The organism is Sphingomonas sp. (assembly GCF_965200135.1).
In the GTDB taxonomy this organism is placed as follows: Bacteria; Pseudomonadota; Alphaproteobacteria; order Sphingomonadales; family Sphingomonadaceae; genus Sphingomonas.
Genome location: NZ_CBDATK010000011.1, coordinates 41,998 through 57,447, shown reverse-complemented (window position 1 = coordinate 57,447; position 15,450 = coordinate 41,998). Strand labels below are relative to the sequence as shown.

Below are 15,450 nucleotides of genomic sequence, written 5' to 3'. Positions count from 1 at the left end.
TGCGGGGGAGGTGGCGCGCGCGAAGCGCGTGACGGAGGGGGTCCGCCGCGATAGCGGCGCTGAGACTTATCTCGCCGGCACAGCCACCGCCCCACCCCCACGCGGCACCACCGCCAGGGTCCAGTCCCGCTCCGGCTTCAGATACTTCGCCGCCACCGCCTGCAACTGCGCGGGCGTGATCGAGACGAAATCCTGTGCCAGATTCGTCGTCGCATCGACCCGCCTCTGGTCATAGGTCGCACCGCCGAGCTGTTGCAGCCAGAACTGGTTCCCCGACGAGGCACGGACGATATATTGCGCCATCGGCCGCATGATGCGCGACAGCTCGGCCGCCGGGATCGGCGTTGCGACCAGGTCGGCGGCGATCTCGCGCGACAGCTGGAAAAAGAAGCCGACCTTGTCCGGCGTCACCTGTCCGATCGCGAGCAGCCGCCCGCCGCTCGCGGCCCCCACCGGCCACTGGCTGCCGACGCTCGGCGAATAGCTGGCGCCGGCACTCTGGCGCAGCTTCTCGAACAATCGGTCGCTGAACACCTGCGCCAGCACGTCCAGCCGCCGGCTGTCGCCGATGCCGTCGATGCCGCCGCCGGTGGGCCAGGCGATCACCGCCACCGCCTGGTTCGCCGGCCCGGTATGGGTCAGCGTTACCGGCGCGGCGTTGTGCGCGGGAAAGCGGATCGGCGGTGCCGTCGCGCTGCCCGCGCGGCGCGGCGGCAACGTACCGAAGCTCGCCGTCACCGCTGCGATCGCGTCGTCCGCCTTGACGTCGCCGAACACCGATATCTCGATCGGCCCGCTCGCCAGCGCCGGCGCCCACAGCTTGCGGAACGCCTGCGGCGTCGTCGCCGTGATCCGTGCCGGCGTCGGTGTGGTCCAGCGCGGATCGCCGTCGTGCAGCAACCCCTCCAGATCGCGCGTGAGCACCCCGGTCGGCGACGCTTCATAACCGGCATAGCCCGCCAGCTTCACCGCGCGCGCGCGCGCCACCGGGGCGGGGTCCCACCCCGGCCGTCCGATCTTTTCCGCCATCAGCTTGAGCTGGTCGGCGAGATCGGCGGGCGCGGTCAGCGCGTTGAGCGAGAACGCATCGTCGTCGATGTCGAAGTCCAGCCCCATCACCCGCCCGGCGGTCAGCTGATCCAGGTCGCCCTGGTCCAGCACGCGCCGCGCGCCCTGGATGCCGCTCTGCATCAGCGCCAGCTCACCCGCCCAGACCGGCGCGTCGGGCCGCGTCGGCAGCGCGTTGTAGCCGCCGCCGAACCGCGCCCGGACATAGACGCGGCCCGTCTCGGACGTCGTCGCGAAGACCAGCAGGCGGACCCCGTTGGAAAAGACGATCTTCTCCATGTCGAGGTCGGCGACCTTCTCGCGACTCACCACCGTCGCCGGACGGCCGAGCGACGGCAGGTCGGCGAAGGTGACCGCCGCCTGCGAGCGACGGGTGAAGCCGCCCGCCGTCACCGGCGCGGCCAGCGCGGCGGCGAGCTTGGTCTGTGCGGTCGCATCGGGGGCCGTCGTCACCACCAGCGCGCGCGTCGCCGTGCCCTGGAACAGCCGGCGGGTCGATTCCAGCAGTCCTTGCGGGTTGAACATCCCCGCCGCGTGCGCGTCCTGCAGCACCTTGTACGATGCCTCGGGCGTGGTCGTCGTCTCACGGATGTCGAGCGCATCGACCATGTTGTCGGCCAGCCGCGCCCCCGCCTCGACCCGGGACGTCTCCGCGCCGTTACGCATGATCGCCTCGAAATCGGCATATTCGCGGTCGATCTCCGCCTGGCTCGGCGGCGTCGCGACGGCGTCGGCGATCACCGCGCGCACGTCGCGCAGCGCCGCTTCCCAGTTGGTCCCGACCGGCACCACCGTCACCTGCGTGAGATTGGCCGAGCGCGCGACGTCGTCGAGGTCGACGCTGGCCTGCACATAAGTGCCCCCGACCCGCGCGCGCTGCTCCAGCCGCCGGCTGATGAGCCGGGTCGCCAGCACGTCGACCAGCCGCTTCTGGTTGAAGATCACGGTGTCGGCGTTGAACGTCCACGGCCGGACCGTGCCCAGCATCACCACCGGCGGCAGGCCCGCCTCCGCCAGTGCGGCGGTGGTCGGACCGGTAGCGGCCGGGCGGCCGAAATCTGGGTCGGCGGGATTGGCGCCGACGCCACGCCAGCCGGCGAAGTTCTTGGTTATCAGCTGTCCGAACACCGCCGGGTCCATGTCGCCGGAAATGACGACGACGGTCCGCTCGGGCCGATACCAGCGGTCGTGGAAGCCGCTGACGCCGGCCGGCGTCGCCGCCTCCAGCGTGCGGATGGTGCCGATCGGCGAGCGTTCGGCGAGCGGCTGGCCCGCGAAGAACAGTGCGTTGCGCGCGTCCGAAAAGCGCACCTGCGGCCCCGGCTGCTCGCGCTGTTCCGCCAGCACGACCGGGCGCTCGGCGGTGATCGAATGGTCGTCGATCACCGGCGCGGCCATCATTCCCGACAGGATCTTGAGGCTCTGGTCCAGCCGGTCGGTCGTCGCCGACGGCAGGTCCAGCTTGTAGGTGGTGGAGACCGGCCCGGTCGACGCATTGGTGTCCGAACCGAAGGTCGCGCCGAAGTTCTGCCAGACGCGCTTCGCCTCGCCGTCGGGCACGTAGCGCGAGCCTCGGAACGACAGATGCTCGATGAAGTGCGCGAAGCCGCGCTCGTCGTCGGTTTCGTACAGCGATCCGGCGTCGACGCGGACGCGGATCGAGACCTGTCCCGGCGGCACGCCGTTGCGGCGCACGGCATAGCGCAGGCCGTTGGGCAAGGTCCCGAACTGCCACGCCGGGTCCTGCGTGATGTCGCTGCCTTCGTACAGCCAGGCGCGGGTATCGACCGCCACCGGGGTCGCTGCGGGCGCGGGTGCGGCCGCGCGGCGCCTGGCGGCCTTGCCCGCCGGCTTGGGCGTGGCGGCGGCGGCGCGGGGCCGGTCGGCGCCGTCCTGCCCAACGGCGGCGGTGCCGAGGCCGATCAGCAGGGGGGCGAGAAGCGAAGCGGCGGCGGCGCGCCTGGAGAAGGTCATAGGCCGATGCATCTAGCGAGCCGGAGCGGTGACCGCCAGCGTCCTTCGCATCTGGTCGGCCGCGCCCGCTTAAGCCCTCGCACGGCCTTCTTTTCGTCCTATATTACAATCTAGTGGCTGCCGCGCGGCGGCGTTTCGGACGGTGCCGCGGATGCCCGTTCCCTCCGAGGTTGCTACCATGACTGCCGGTGTCGAAACCCCGACCCACGCCGCCACCCTGTGGCGCCATCAGGACGCGGACGGCCGCGGTCCGCTGGTCCCCCAGCTCAACGTCATCTCCGGCGCGCCGGTCGCCGGCACGCCGATGCGGGCGGAAAAGGGGCGACCCTTCGTGATCCGCTTCGGCAAACACCTGCGCGGTGTGGTCGACCGGCTGATCCGGTCCAGTTCGCTGGTCTCCAACGACCCAGTCCTCGACGTCCGCGACTTTCCCTGGACGCAGGCGCTGCGCGAGAATTGGCAGGCGATCCGCGACGAGGCGATTGCGGTGGCGTTGCGCGGCGACGCTGCGCCCAGCCTGGCGACGATCTCGCCCGACCACCGGTCGATCGCCGAGGTCGACAAGTGGCGATCGTTCTTCTTGTGGGGCTATGGCTATCGCATCGACGACAATGCCGACCGCTGCCCGACCACGGCGTCGCTGGTCGAGCGCATCCCGGGCCTCAACTCCGCCTTCTTCTCGATCCTCGCACCCGGCACCCACATTCCCGACCATCGCGGCGTGACGAAGGGGCTCATCACCTGCCACCTCGGCCTGATCGTGCCGCGCGACGGCGACGTGCGGATGCGCGTCCACGATCGTGTCGTGCGCTGGGCGGAGGGCGAGACGCTAGTGTTCGACGACACCTATCGGCACGAGGTCTGGAACGATACCGGCGGCACGCGCGTCGTGCTGCTCGTCCAGTTCGACCGGCCGCTCCGCAATCCGGGCAAGTGGGTCGCCGACCTCTTCCTGCGGATCGTCAAGCGCTCGGCGTTCGTGCAGGAGGCGCGCACGAACATCAGTGACTGGGCCGCGGCGGTGAAGCGGTTGGAAGCGTAATCGTCGCATAGCGGTCGCCACGACGCGATTTCGTCGCCACCCTCGATGCGAACGGGGGGCCGGACCATGCTGAGAATTGCTTCTTCAACCTTACGGGTCGTCTCCAGACCTGCGATCGCACCGACCACGCTCGTTGCGTCGGCGACCGCCGGGCTCGCGGCGAGCTTCTCGCTCAGCCGGCGGCTGGAGGCGATCGGCAGCGTCGTGTTCCACGGCGCGGCCGGCGATTCGACCGCCGGCTGGACCGTCGGATTCGTCCAGGCGCAATGGATCGAGACGAACTGGGCCTTTTACCAGGGCGCGGCCGATCATGACGGCAGCCTGTTCGTCCAGCGCGCCCGCCCGCCCAGCCGCCCGCATCAGGCCTGTTTCGACAGCACCGCCGCGGGGTCTGCCTTCTACGCCAACGCCGCCGAACCCGCGCAGATACCGGCCGGCGGCCACACCGCGCTCCCGTTCGTCGCGCCGCTGCCGGCCAACCCCGTCTTTCCGTTGACGGTGCAGGCGTTCCACGCGGATCGACCCGGCGACCAGTATGATCTGGGGCGGCAGAATGTGAAGACCGGCGCGGTCAACCTGCTGCACGACGCGCAGCTGGAGTTCGCGTTCTGCGCGATACTGGTGGTGCGCGAGCCGTCCGGGCAACGGCACTTCCTCAAGGGCTTCTACTGGAATGTGAACTGGCAGAACCACTTCCGGACCACCAGCAACGCGGCATCGGTCCCGACGGCGCTGCGAGCGGGCACCCACGCCAATGTCGGCCACATCTTCGAGGGGCGGCCGAACGACCGCCGCTTCGCCGACATCTTTACCCAGGCGACGCCGATCAACTGCAACGCGGTCGCGGGCGCGGCCGCCGCCAATCCCAACGTGCGCGAGGAAACCCGATGGCATTCGTTCGACGTTCGGCGCTGACCGCCGCCATCCTCGCGCTGACCGCGCCCGCCCTGTCGCAGGACGCGTCGCCCACGTCGTCACTGCGGCTGCGCGCGGCCCCGGCGCGCTCGGGCCTGGTGATCGACAATCCGGGCGGTCACGCGGTGATGATCGACCGGATCATCCGCGTCGACAAATGGGTGGGGACGCGGTGGACGCCGCTCGGCACCGAGATGAAGGCGATCGGCACCTGCACCGCCAACGCGGCGACCGGCCCCGTCCGGCTCGAACCGCACACCAGCCTTTCGGTCGTGCCGTGGCGCGGCGCGTCGTGCAGCGGCCAATGCACCCGCACCTGCCGGGCCAATATCGATTATCCGCCCGGCCGGTTCCGCTTCGTGGTGACGACCGTACAGCCGGCCGCGCAGGCAGTCGGTCCCGTTTTCCAGCTCGACCGGTCGATCCCCTGATCCGGCCCCCTGACCCGGTGTCCCGCTTGATCCGGCACCACCGAACCGCCACATGCACGCCATGCTGATCGAAACCGAACCCACGCCCAACCCGGCGACGCTGAAGTTCCTGCCGGGCCGCACCGTCATGGACACCGGCACCCGCGACTTCGCGACGCCGGAGGAGGCGGCGGCCAGCCCGCTCGCCGACGCGCTGTTCGGGTTGGGCGACGTCACCGGCGTGTTCTTCGGTCGCGACTTCGTGTCGGTCACCGCCGCCGCCGGGGTCGACTGGCGCGGGTTGAAGCCCGACGTGCTGGCGCTGCTGCTCGACCATTTCACCGCCAACATGCCGCTGTTCCGTCCCAATGCCGGCTTCAGCGTGCCCGCGCCGGACGCGGAGTTCGCCGACGATCCCGCCGACGCGGACATCGTCGAGCAGATCAAGGAATTGATCGAGACCCGCGTCCGACCGGCGGTGGCGAACGACGGCGGCGACATTGTCTATCGCGGCTTCGACAAGGGCAAGGTCTACCTCCGCATGCAGGGCGCCTGCGCGGGCTGTCCGTCGTCGTCCGCGACGCTCAAGCAGGGCATCGAACAGCTGCTCCGGCACTACGTCCCCGAAGTGACCGAGGTCCGCGCGGTATGAGCGCCGAAGTCGGTCGGGGGCTCCGCCTCGACGACGCCGCGCTGGACACGATCTTCCGCACCGCGCGCTCTTACAACGGCTATACCGACCAGCCGGTGACCGACGACGATCTCCGCGCGGTCTGGGAGCTGATGAAATGGGGGCCGACGTCCGCCAACCAGATGCCCGCGCGGATCGTCTGGGTGCGGACGCCCGAGGGAAAGGAGCGGCTCGCCGCCTGCTGCTCCGCCGCCAACGCCCCCAAGATCATGAGCGCACCCGCCACCGCGATCCTCGCGATGGACAACGACTTCCACGAACAGCTCCCCTGGCTGTTCCCGCACACCGACGCGAAGAGCTGGTTCACCGGCAACGCCGAGCTGCGCGCCGCGTCGGCGTTCCGCAACTCGACGCTCCAGGGCGCCTACCTCATCGTCGCCGCCCGCGCGCTGGGGCTCGACACCGGGCCGATGTCGGGCTTCGACGCGGGCGAGGTCGACAAGGCGTTCTTCGCCGACACGCCCGCGGTGAAGACCAACTTCATCTGCACGATCGGCCATGGCGATCCCGCGAGCGTCCACGACCGCCTGCCGCGACCGGACTTCGACACGTTCAACCGGCTGGCGTAGCGTATTCGTCACCCCGGGCTTGACCCGGGGTGACGAGAGAAAGCCGGCAGCGCCGATCATGATCCCACCGATTACCGCGTCCTCCGGTTCAGCCGTCGTTGACGGTACGGTCGACGAGCGTGGCACCGGCCAACGCACCCTCGTCATCGACACCGCCACCGCCGCCTGCTCCGTCGCGCTGGTCGAGGACGGCGCCGTGATCGCCGCCGCGCACGTCGAGGTCGGGCGCGGCCACGCCGAACGCCTCGTCCCGATGATCGCCGCGCTCCCCGACGGTGGTCGCGCGGGGCACATCCTGGTCGACGTCGGCCCCGGCAGCTTCACCGGCATCCGCGTCGGCATCGCGGCGGCGCGCGGCCTCGCGATCGGCTGGGGCGCCACCGTCGCCGGTTACTCGTCGCTGAGCGCGCTTGCCGCCGCGCATCTCGCGCACGCCGACGACGGCTTGCCGGTTGTGGCGCTGCTGGAGGGCGGGCATGGAGAGGTGTTCATGCAGGCTTTCGCTCCCGCCCCGCTGCGCGCCACCGGCCCTCTCGAGTCGCTGCCCCCCGCGGCGGCACGGACGCGGATCGGCGCCACGGTCGCGGTCGGCGACGGTCTGCGGCTGCTCGGCGAGGACCCGCGCACCGTACCGCGCGGCACCCTGCCCCGCGCCGTCGACGCGCTGCTGCTGCCCGACACGCTCAGGCAGCTTTCCCCCAAGCCCCTCTACGGCCGCGCACCCGACGCGAAGCTCCCGCAACCGCGTTGATGGCGACGCGCACGCTCCTGCTCCGCGCCGGCACGCCGCGCGACATCGACACGGTGGACGCGCTGATGGCGCAGTCGTTCGACGCGCGCTTCGGCGAGGCGTGGACGCGCGGCCAGTGCCTGGGCGTGCTCGCGATGCCGGGCGTCCGCCTGCTGCTCGCCTGGCTCGACGACGAACCCGCCGGCTTCGCGATGACGCGCCGCGTGCTGGACGAGGTCGAGCTGTTGCTGCTCGCCACCCTCCCCGCCCAGCGCCGTCGCGGCGTCGGCGCGGCGCTGCTCCGCGCGCTGCTCGCGGAGGCGCGCAGCGAGGGCATCGCGACGATGCACCTGGAGGTCCGCGCCGGCAACGACGCGGTCAAGCTCTACACCGCCAACGGCTTCGCCAAGGTCGGCGAACGCCGCGGCTATTACCGCGGGCGACTGGGCCACCTGCACGACGCACACACGTACAGCCGGCGTTTGTAGGAGAGCCTTGTTGCGAGTCGGTTTCGCTTTTCGCAACAAGCGTTCGGCACTACATCATCCGCATGGCCCGCAAGATCGATCTCGAAACGCTCTGCAACCAAAAGGGTCTGCGGATCACGGAACAGCGCCGGATCATCGCGCGCGTGCTCTCCGAAGCCGAGGACCATCCCGACGTCGAGAAGGTCTATGCCCGCGCCAGCGCGATCGACTCGGGCATCTCGATCGCCACCGTCTATCGCACCGTGCGGTTGTTCGAGGAGGCGGGCATCCTCGACCGCCACGATTTCGGCGACGGCCGCGCCCGCTACGAGCCTTCGCCCGAAGCGCACCACGACCATCTGATCGACGTCGAAACCGGCCGCGTGATCGAGTTCGTCGACCCCGAACTGGAGCAGCTGCAAAAGGCGATCGCCGAAAAGCTCGGCTTCCGACTCGTCGACCATCGCATGGAGCTTTACGGCGTCAGCCTTGCGCGCAAAGATTAGCCGCTCGGCCGCGGGCCCGCGCCCTGCCCCGGCGCAGGCCGAGGCGCAGTTGCGATGAGCCGAGTGGTGCCGCCCCCCGCCGCCTTCTCCACCTTCGATCTGCGCTCGCCGCCGGGAGCAGCGGGCACGCTACGTCTCATCCTCCGCCTCGCCGCGCTGCTGCTCACCCTCGCCACCTATCTCGTCCTCAACGGCCTCTGGCGCCTCGCCCGCCGCCCCTCCCCCTGGCCGCGCCGCTTCCTGGGGCGCTTCGGCCGCATCGCCGGCGCCCGCGCGCACGTCACCGGCACGCCGCTGAAGCGCGACGTCGTGTTCCTCAGCAACCATCTCAGCTGGATCGACATCGCCGTCCTCGCGGGCACGACCGGCACCACGTTCGTCGCCAAATCCGAGCTGGCCGACGTTCCCGCGATCGGCTGGTTGTGCAAGCTGAACCACACGCTGTTCGTCCGTCGCGGCGACCGGATGGGCATCGCCGAACAGATCGGCTCCATCGCCCAGGCGCTGCGCGACGGCTGGGCGGTGACGCTGTTTCCGGAGGGGACGACCGGCGACGGCACGGCGCTGCTGCCGTTCAAGGCCGCGCTGCTCGCGGTGCTGGAGCCGCCACCCCCCGGCCTGATGGTCCAGCCGGTACGGCTCGACTACGGCCCCGCCACGCCCGAACTCGCCTGGATCGGCGACGAACCCGGCCAGCATCACGCCGCCCGCGTGTTCCGCCGACGCGGCACCTTTCCGGTCAACCTCCACTTCCTGGAGCCGTTCGACCCCGCCGCCTTTCCCGGCCGCAAGGCGGTCGCGGCGGAGGCGCGCCGCCGGATCGAGCAATCCTCCCCTGCAAGGGGAGGTGGCAGCCCGAAGGGCTGACGGAGGGGGCTCACCTCGTCACCATCGCTCGCGGTGAGCCCCCTCCACCATCGCCGCTACGCGTCGCCGGTCCCCCTCCCCGTCCCGGGGAGGATTTGCTAGGGCCATGCCCATGCCCGCTCCAAAAACCTTCCACGTCAAATCCTTCGGCTGTCAGATGAACGTCTATGACGGCGAGCGGATGGCCGAGCTGATGACGGCGGACGGCCTCGTCGCGGCCGACGCGGGCGATGCCGACCTCGTCGTCCTCAACACCTGCCACATCCGCGAAAAAGCGACCGAAAAGGTCTACTCCGACATCGGCCGCATCCGCAAAGTCGCCCGCGCACAGGGCCGCGCGCCGATGATCGCCGTCGCCGGCTGCGTCGCGCAGGCGGAGGGACCGGAGATCGTCGCCCGCGCCAAGGTCGACGTCGTCGTCGGCCCGCAGGCGTACCATAACCTCCCCGCGCTGGTCCGTCAGGCCGCCGCCGGCGAACACTCGATCGACACCGACCTGCTCGCGCTCGCGAAGTTCGCGAAGCTGCCGCGCCGCCGCCGGGTCGGCCCGTCGGCGTTCCTCACCGTGCAGGAGGGCTGCGACAAGTTCTGCACCTATTGCGTCGTCCCCTACACGCGCGGCGCGGAGATCAGCCGCCCGTTCGCCGCGATCGTCGACGAGGCGAAGGCGCTGGTCGACGCCGGCGCGCGCGAGATCACGCTGCTCGGCCAGAACGTCAATGCATGGGAAAGCGACGGCCACGGCCTCCACGACCTGATCCGCGCGCTGGATCGCATCCCCGGCCTCGCTCGGCTGCGCTATACCACCAGCCATCCCAACGACATGAGCCAGGGGTTGATCGACGCGCATCGCGACGTCGAGACGCTGATGCCGTTCCTCCATCTGCCGGTACAGGCGGGCAGCGACCGCGTGCTGCGCGCGATGAACCGCTCCCACACGCGCGATTCCTATCTCCGCCTGCTCGACCGCATCCGCGCGGCGCGGCCCGATATCGCGCTCTCGGGCGACTTCATCATCGGCTTCCCCGGCGAGACCGAGGCCGAGTTCGCGGAGACGCTCGGGCTGGTCGACGCGGTCGGCTACGCGCAGGCCTTTTCGTTCAAATACAGCCCCCGCCCCGGCACCCCCGCCGCGACCATGGCCGATCAGGTCGCGCCCGAGGCCATGGACGACCGCCTCCAGCGCCTCCAGGCCGCGCTCAACCGCGACCAGCAGGCGTTCAACACCGCATCGGTCGGCCGCACCTGCCCGATCCTGATCGAGCGACAGGGCAAGCTGCCCGGCCAGATGCTCGGCAAGTCGCCCTGGCTGCAATCGGTCCACCTCACGACCGCCGCGACGATCGGCGATCTGGTCGACGTCGACCTGATCCGCGCCGACCCCAACTCGCTGGCGGGAGTGGAACGGGTTCGCGTGGCGGCTTGAATACACCCCCAAGGTGTATTATCTGGCTGCCGCGAGGGGGCCATGGTAAAGCGTAAGCCGCACCACTCTCTATCTTCGGTCAAGGCGAAGTTTGCCGAGGTGGAAACAGTTTCGATCACCGGCGCAGCGGTCCGCACCGCCGCGGCACTGGGCTATGATGTGGCGGCGGTGATGGCGGTTGTCCGACGTTTGTCGCCGACCGACTTCGTGAAGTCCGAGACCGCACACAGCCCGCCCAATTCGAGAGTGTGGCACGACAGCTATCGGACACGCGACGGCGATCTGCTGTTGTATCTGAAGTTCGCCGGCGAGACGCTCGTCGAACTGACCCTGACGTCCTTCAAGGAAGCGTGATGATGGAACAGACGCGCATTCACCCCGAAACCGGTCGGCAGCTGCGCCGCGACGTACGACCGATGACGATCAGCTATGCCGCCTACAGCCGGACGCTACCGGTGCCGGGCTGGTATCCCGAGGACGCCGGCGACGCCGTTCACGATGGCGATGATCTGACCGACGTGGATGCCGCCATCGCGTCGATGCGCGCGGAATACGCCACCGATCTGCGCCGTTTGCGGCGATCGCTGAAGCTGTCTCAGCAGGATGCGGGTCGGATCTTCGGCGGCGGCAAGCGAGCGTTCCAGAAATATGAGGCGGGTGCGATGGCCCCCTCCGAGGCGGCGGTCGGACTGATCGAACTGGTGCGGCACGATCCGAGTATGATCGAGGTGCTGAAGCGCCTGCCCGGCCGCGCGATCCACACCGCACCATGACCCCACTCGTCCTGATCCCCGGCCTCGCCTCCGACGAGGCGATCTGGCGCCCGGTGGTCGAACGTCTCGCCGACATCGCGGCATGTCACATCGGCGACACGCGCCTCGACTACACCATCGCCACCATCGGCGCGCGTATCCTCACCGTCGCCCCGCCCGCCTTCGCGCTCGCGGGCATCTCGATGGGCGGCTACATCGCGCTGGAGATCATGCGCCAGGCACCCGAGCGCGTCACCCGCCTCGCGCTGTTCGACACCAGCGCACGGCCCGACAGCCCCGAACAGACCGCCGGCCGCCGCACCGCGATCGCCGCACTCGACCGGGCGTCGCTCGAACAGCTCGCCCGCCATTCGCTGTCGACGCTGATCGCGCCCGATGCGCCCGATCACGTCAAGGACGCGGTGGTCGCGATGGGCGTCCGCGTCGGCCGCGACGCCTATGCGCGCCAGCAGGAGGCGAACATCACGCGCCCCGACTCACGCCCGCATCTGGGCGCCATCGCGGTCCCGACGCTGATCGCGGTCGGCGAGCACGACGTGCTGACCCCGCCGGCGCTGGCCGAGGAACTCGCCGCCGGCATTGCGGGCGCGACGCTGCACGTCATCCCCCGCAGCGGCCACCTGCCGCCGATCGAACGGCCCGACGCGACCGCCGCGCTGCTCCGCCACTGGCTGCGATAACCGCTGTCCTACACGCGCCGCCGCTGTCAGACTGGCGGCGCGATGCTTGTCGACTCGGTCAGCCCTGCCCATCTGGATCGCGCGCCGGCGAGCGCAGGAACAACGTGTTTTGGTGTTACCTTTCGTTACCTTTGGCCTGAAAGGACCGCATGAGCCGCAAGCCCGTTCCCGCCCAGTCCGGTGATCGCAGCCGGACCGAATTGACGTTCGACAAACCACAGGCGCTCGCCCGCCTGTTCGGACAATATGACCAGAATCTGGTAGCGCTGGAAAACCGGCTCGGGGTTTACATTACCGCGCGCGGCAATCGTATCGGGCTGGAGGGATCGGCCGAGCAGGTGGCGATGGCGCGCGACGTACTCAACGACCTCTACGCCCGCATCGGGCGCGGCGAGGACGTCGACACCGGGCTGGTCGACGCCTCGATCGCGATGGCGGCCGAACCGCATCTCGACGGCATCATCCGCGCCGACGGCGGCGGCGGCGCGTCGATCATGATCCGGACGCGCAAGAAGACGATCGTGCCGCGCACCCCCGCTCAGGCGCATTACATGCAGGCGCTGACCGGCAACGACATGATCTTCGCGCTCGGGCCGGCAGGCACCGGCAAGACCTATGTCGCCGTCGCGCAGGCGGTGGCGCAGCTCATCACCGGCTCGGTGCAGCGGCTGATCCTGTCGCGCCCGGCGGTGGAGGCGGGCGAGAAGCTCGGCTTCCTGCCCGGCGATATGAAGGAAAAGGTCGATCCCTATCTCCGCCCGCTGTACGACGCGCTCCACGACTGCCTGCCCGCCGAACAGGTCGAGCGCCGCATCGCGTCGGGCGAAATCGAGGTCGCGCCGATCGCCTTCATGCGCGGCCGCACGCTCGCCGACGCCTTCGTGATCCTCGACGAGGCGCAGAACACGACGCCCGCGCAGATGAAGATGTTCCTCACCCGCTTCGGCCAGAACAGCCGCATGGTGATCTGCGGCGACCCCAACCAGGTCGACATTCCCGGCGGCGTCACGGCGTCGGGCCTCGCCGACGCGGTCCGCCGGCTGGAGGGCGTCGAAGGCATCGCCATGGCCCGCTTCACCGCCGGCGACGTGGTGCGGCATCCGATCGTCGGGCGGATCGTCGAGGCTTACGAGGGGTCGGCTTGACTTCAGGGATATCCTGATTGTAAGTTTAGGATATCCCAGGAGAAGCCTATGGCCTCGCTTTTCATCAAGAACCCGATGATCGCCGGACGGGTCGAACGGCTCGCCAAGCAGCACGGCACCAGCAAGACCGCGCTGATCGATCGCGCGCTGGATGCGCTCGAGCGAATCGAACCGGCGGCATTCGCCGATCCCGACATGCCACCCGATGACCCGCTGGAGTGGATGAAATGGCATCGCGCGCGCAATCCACTCCCGCCCAAGGTCCGGGAGGCGGGCAAGGCGTTCTTCGATCGCATGTGGGGTGAGCCGGATTGACCATGTTCGTGGATGCATCGGCGCTCGTCGCGATCATCGCCGGGGAGCAGGAGCAGGATCGTCTCGGCACACTTTTGCGAGACGAGCCCGCCCCGCTTTGGTCAGCCATGTCCTGCTGGGAAGCCATTTCCGGCTTGCGTAGTTCTTACGGCTGGTCGGTAGCGGCGGCTCGTCGCGAGGTGGAGATGGCTGCCGCGCGCTTCGCGCTGAAACTGGTCGCCGTCGGCGAACGTGAGCGCGCGGCGGCACTCGACGCATATGAGCGGTTCGGGAGGGGTAGCGGCCATCGCGCCAAGCTCAACATGGGGGACTGCTTCGCCTATGCGTGCGCGAAAGCGAACGGCGCGAAGCTGCTCTACAAGGGCACCGATTTCGTCCACACGGACCTCGCATGATCCAGATCGAACTCTCCCGGGAAGGCCCCTGGCCCGATGGCGATTGGGAGGCGCTCGCCGCCCGCGCCGCCCGCGCCGCGGTCGAGGCGACGCCGCATGGCGAACTCGCCACCTCGCCCGCGCTGGTCGAGATCAGCGTCCGCCTGACCACCGACGAGGAGGTCCGCGGGCTCAACGCGCAATATCGGGGCAAGGACCGCCCGACCAACGTCCTCTCCTTTCCAATGATCCAGCCCGATCTGCTCGACACCGTCTCGCAGAATTCGGATGACGGTGAAGTCCTGCTCGGCGACATCGTCCTCGCGCACGGCGTCTGCGCGGCGGAAGCGGCGGAAAAGGGCGTGCCGCTCGCCGACCACTTCACCCATTTGATGGTGCACGCCACGCTGCACCTGCTAGGCTACGATCATGGGGCGGACGACGAGGCCGAGCACATGGAAGCGGTCGAACGCGACGTGCTGGCCGGTCTCGGCATCGCCGACCCCTATCTGATTTGCGAGGACGATTGAGACGTGCCCGACGACCGAAGTAGCGCCGGCCCCGCTGGCGACGAAGGCAGTATCTGGCGCGGGCTGAAGAGCCTGATCTTCGGGCGCGACGGCGAGGACACGCTGCGCGACCAGCTGGAGGACGCGATCGACCGGCACGAGGGCGATCCGGCGCCCGATGCCAAGGGCGACCTGTCGCCGCTCGAACGCCAGATGGTCCGCAACCTGCTCCATTTCGGCGAGCGCGACGCCGGCGACGTCGGCGTGCCGCGCGCGGACATCGTCGCGGTCGAGGAACAGACCAGCTTCGCCCACCTCGTGCAGATCTTCGCGGAGGCCGGCCATAGCCGCCTGCCGATCTATCGGGGTGCGCTCGATACGATCGTCGGCATGGTCCATATCAAGGACGTGTTCGCGATCCTGGCGACCGGCGCGGAGCACCCCGCCACCCTCGCCGACCTGATCCGCGAGCCGCTCTACGTACCGATGGCGCGCGGCGCGCTGGACCTGCTCGCCGACATGCGGTCCAGCCGCGTCCACCTGGCGGTGGTGCTCGACGAATATTCGGGGACGGAGGGGCTGGTCACGATCGAGGACCTGATCGAGGAGATCGTCGGCGAGATCGAGGACGAGCATGACGACGCACCCACGGCGCTGCTGGTGCCACTGGACGGCGGTGCCTGGGACGCCGACGCGCGTGCCGAGCTGGAGGACGTGGCCGAGTTGGTCGATGCCCGCCTGGGCGAGACCGGCGGTGATATCGACACGCTCGGCGGGCTGACCGCGCTGCTCGCCGGCCACGTGCCCCCACGCGGCGCCTGTATCGATCATCCCTCCGGCTGGAAGATCGAGGTCACCGACGCCGACGAACGCCGCGTCAACCGCCTCCGGCTGCATCCGCCCGTACCCGAGCCGGAGGACGCGGCGGCCTGAGTCGGCAGCGCGATAACGCTGTCCTACAAGCGGCGGTCCGCTTAGCCCGACATCGC

General features: G+C 69.7%; 19 protein-coding genes. 18 read left to right on the top strand and 1 reads right to left on the bottom strand.

Annotated elements, in window-relative coordinates:
• Nucleotides 1–66: 66 nt before the first annotated feature.
• Entirely contained in the window at nucleotides 67–3,042 is a 2,976-nt protein-coding gene (locus ACOFKS_RS13385) for a M16 family metallopeptidase (protein ID WP_419809754.1), read from the bottom strand.
• A 178-nt stretch (nucleotides 3,043–3,220) separates the two neighbouring features.
• Between ACOFKS_RS13385 and ACOFKS_RS13380 the strand changes: the two genes are divergently transcribed.
• From ACOFKS_RS13380 to ACOFKS_RS13295, 18 genes are all read left to right on the top strand, one after another.
• Nucleotides 3,221–4,084, top strand: coding sequence for an aspartyl/asparaginyl beta-hydroxylase domain-containing protein (locus ACOFKS_RS13380; protein ID WP_419809753.1), 864 nt, complete (start codon nucleotides 3,221–3,223; stop codon nucleotides 4,082–4,084).
• A gap of 66 nt (nucleotides 4,085–4,150) precedes the next feature.
• Nucleotides 4,151–4,999 (top strand): hypothetical protein, encoded by an 849-nt coding sequence (locus ACOFKS_RS13375; protein WP_419809752.1) that lies wholly within the window; start codon nucleotides 4,151–4,153, stop codon nucleotides 4,997–4,999.
• The gene (locus ACOFKS_RS13370; RefSeq protein ID WP_419809751.1) at nucleotides 4,972–5,430 is read left to right on the top strand and encodes a hypothetical protein; all 459 of its coding nucleotides are present in this window, start codon (nucleotides 4,972–4,974) and stop codon (nucleotides 5,428–5,430) included. The genes ACOFKS_RS13375 and ACOFKS_RS13370 overlap by 28 nt, the downstream gene beginning before the upstream one ends.
• A gap of 61 nt (nucleotides 5,431–5,491) precedes the next feature.
• Nucleotides 5,492–6,061, top strand: coding sequence for a NifU family protein (locus ACOFKS_RS13365; RefSeq protein WP_419809750.1), 570 nt, complete (start codon nucleotides 5,492–5,494; stop codon nucleotides 6,059–6,061).
• Complete coding sequence (locus ACOFKS_RS13360; protein WP_419809749.1) at nucleotides 6,058–6,669, top strand: malonic semialdehyde reductase; 612 nt, start codon at nucleotides 6,058–6,060, stop codon at nucleotides 6,667–6,669. The genes ACOFKS_RS13365 and ACOFKS_RS13360 overlap by 4 nt, the downstream gene beginning before the upstream one ends.
• Nucleotides 6,670–6,727: 58 nt before the next feature.
• Nucleotides 6,728–7,420, top strand: coding sequence for a tRNA (adenosine(37)-N6)-threonylcarbamoyltransferase complex dimerization subunit type 1 TsaB (tsaB, locus tag ACOFKS_RS13355; RefSeq protein ID WP_419809748.1), 693 nt, complete (start codon nucleotides 6,728–6,730; stop codon nucleotides 7,418–7,420).
• Nucleotides 7,420–7,887 carry a GNAT family N-acetyltransferase gene (locus ACOFKS_RS13350; protein ID WP_419809747.1) on the top strand — a complete coding sequence of 156 codons (468 nt, stop codon included), beginning with the start codon at nucleotides 7,420–7,422 and terminating at the stop codon, nucleotides 7,885–7,887. Before tsaB ends, ACOFKS_RS13350 begins: the two co-directional genes overlap by 1 nt.
• Before the next feature lie 62 nt (nucleotides 7,888–7,949).
• A complete protein-coding gene (locus tag ACOFKS_RS13345; protein WP_419809746.1) occupies nucleotides 7,950–8,372 on the top strand; it encodes a Fur family transcriptional regulator in 423 nt (140 codons plus the stop codon).
• Nucleotides 8,373–8,426: 54 nt separating this feature from the next.
• A complete protein-coding gene (locus tag ACOFKS_RS13340) occupies nucleotides 8,427–9,239 on the top strand; it encodes a lysophospholipid acyltransferase family protein (protein ID WP_419809745.1) in 813 nt (270 codons plus the stop codon).
• Nucleotides 9,240–9,351: 112 nt separating this feature from the next.
• On the top strand, nucleotides 9,352–10,665 hold the full coding sequence (gene miaB, locus ACOFKS_RS13335; RefSeq protein ID WP_419809744.1) for a tRNA (N6-isopentenyl adenosine(37)-C2)-methylthiotransferase MiaB: 1,314 nt from the start codon (nucleotides 9,352–9,354) through the stop codon (nucleotides 10,663–10,665).
• 42 nt (nucleotides 10,666–10,707) lie between these two features.
• Complete coding sequence (locus ACOFKS_RS13330; RefSeq protein WP_419809743.1) at nucleotides 10,708–11,019, top strand: type II toxin-antitoxin system MqsR family toxin; 312 nt, start codon at nucleotides 10,708–10,710, stop codon at nucleotides 11,017–11,019.
• Nucleotides 11,019–11,438 carry a type II TA system antitoxin MqsA family protein gene (locus tag ACOFKS_RS13325; RefSeq protein WP_419809742.1) on the top strand — a complete coding sequence of 140 codons (420 nt, stop codon included), beginning with the start codon at nucleotides 11,019–11,021 and terminating at the stop codon, nucleotides 11,436–11,438. Before ACOFKS_RS13330 ends, ACOFKS_RS13325 begins: the two co-directional genes overlap by 1 nt.
• A complete protein-coding gene (locus ACOFKS_RS13320; protein ID WP_419809741.1) occupies nucleotides 11,435–12,118 on the top strand; it encodes an alpha/beta fold hydrolase in 684 nt (227 codons plus the stop codon). The genes ACOFKS_RS13325 and ACOFKS_RS13320 overlap by 4 nt, the downstream gene beginning before the upstream one ends.
• Before the next feature lie 149 nt (nucleotides 12,119–12,267).
• Nucleotides 12,268–13,263 (top strand): PhoH family protein, encoded by a 996-nt coding sequence (locus tag ACOFKS_RS13315; RefSeq protein WP_419809740.1) that lies wholly within the window; start codon nucleotides 12,268–12,270, stop codon nucleotides 13,261–13,263.
• A 48-nt stretch (nucleotides 13,264–13,311) separates the two neighbouring features.
• On the top strand, nucleotides 13,312–13,578 hold the full coding sequence (locus ACOFKS_RS13310) for a hypothetical protein (RefSeq protein WP_419809739.1): 267 nt from the start codon (nucleotides 13,312–13,314) through the stop codon (nucleotides 13,576–13,578).
• A gap of 2 nt (nucleotides 13,579–13,580) precedes the next feature.
• Nucleotides 13,581–13,973: a type II toxin-antitoxin system VapC family toxin gene (locus ACOFKS_RS13305; protein ID WP_419809738.1), complete on the top strand. Its 393-nt coding sequence runs from the start codon at nucleotides 13,581–13,583 to the stop codon at nucleotides 13,971–13,973.
• On the top strand, nucleotides 13,970–14,482 hold the full coding sequence (ybeY, locus tag ACOFKS_RS13300; protein WP_419809737.1) for an rRNA maturation RNase YbeY: 513 nt from the start codon (nucleotides 13,970–13,972) through the stop codon (nucleotides 14,480–14,482). Before ACOFKS_RS13305 ends, ybeY begins: the two co-directional genes overlap by 4 nt.
• Nucleotides 14,483–14,485: 3 nt before the next feature.
• Nucleotides 14,486–15,394: a hemolysin family protein gene (locus ACOFKS_RS13295; protein WP_419809736.1), complete on the top strand. Its 909-nt coding sequence runs from the start codon at nucleotides 14,486–14,488 to the stop codon at nucleotides 15,392–15,394.
• The last annotated feature ends 56 nt before the right edge of the window (nucleotides 15,395–15,450 follow it).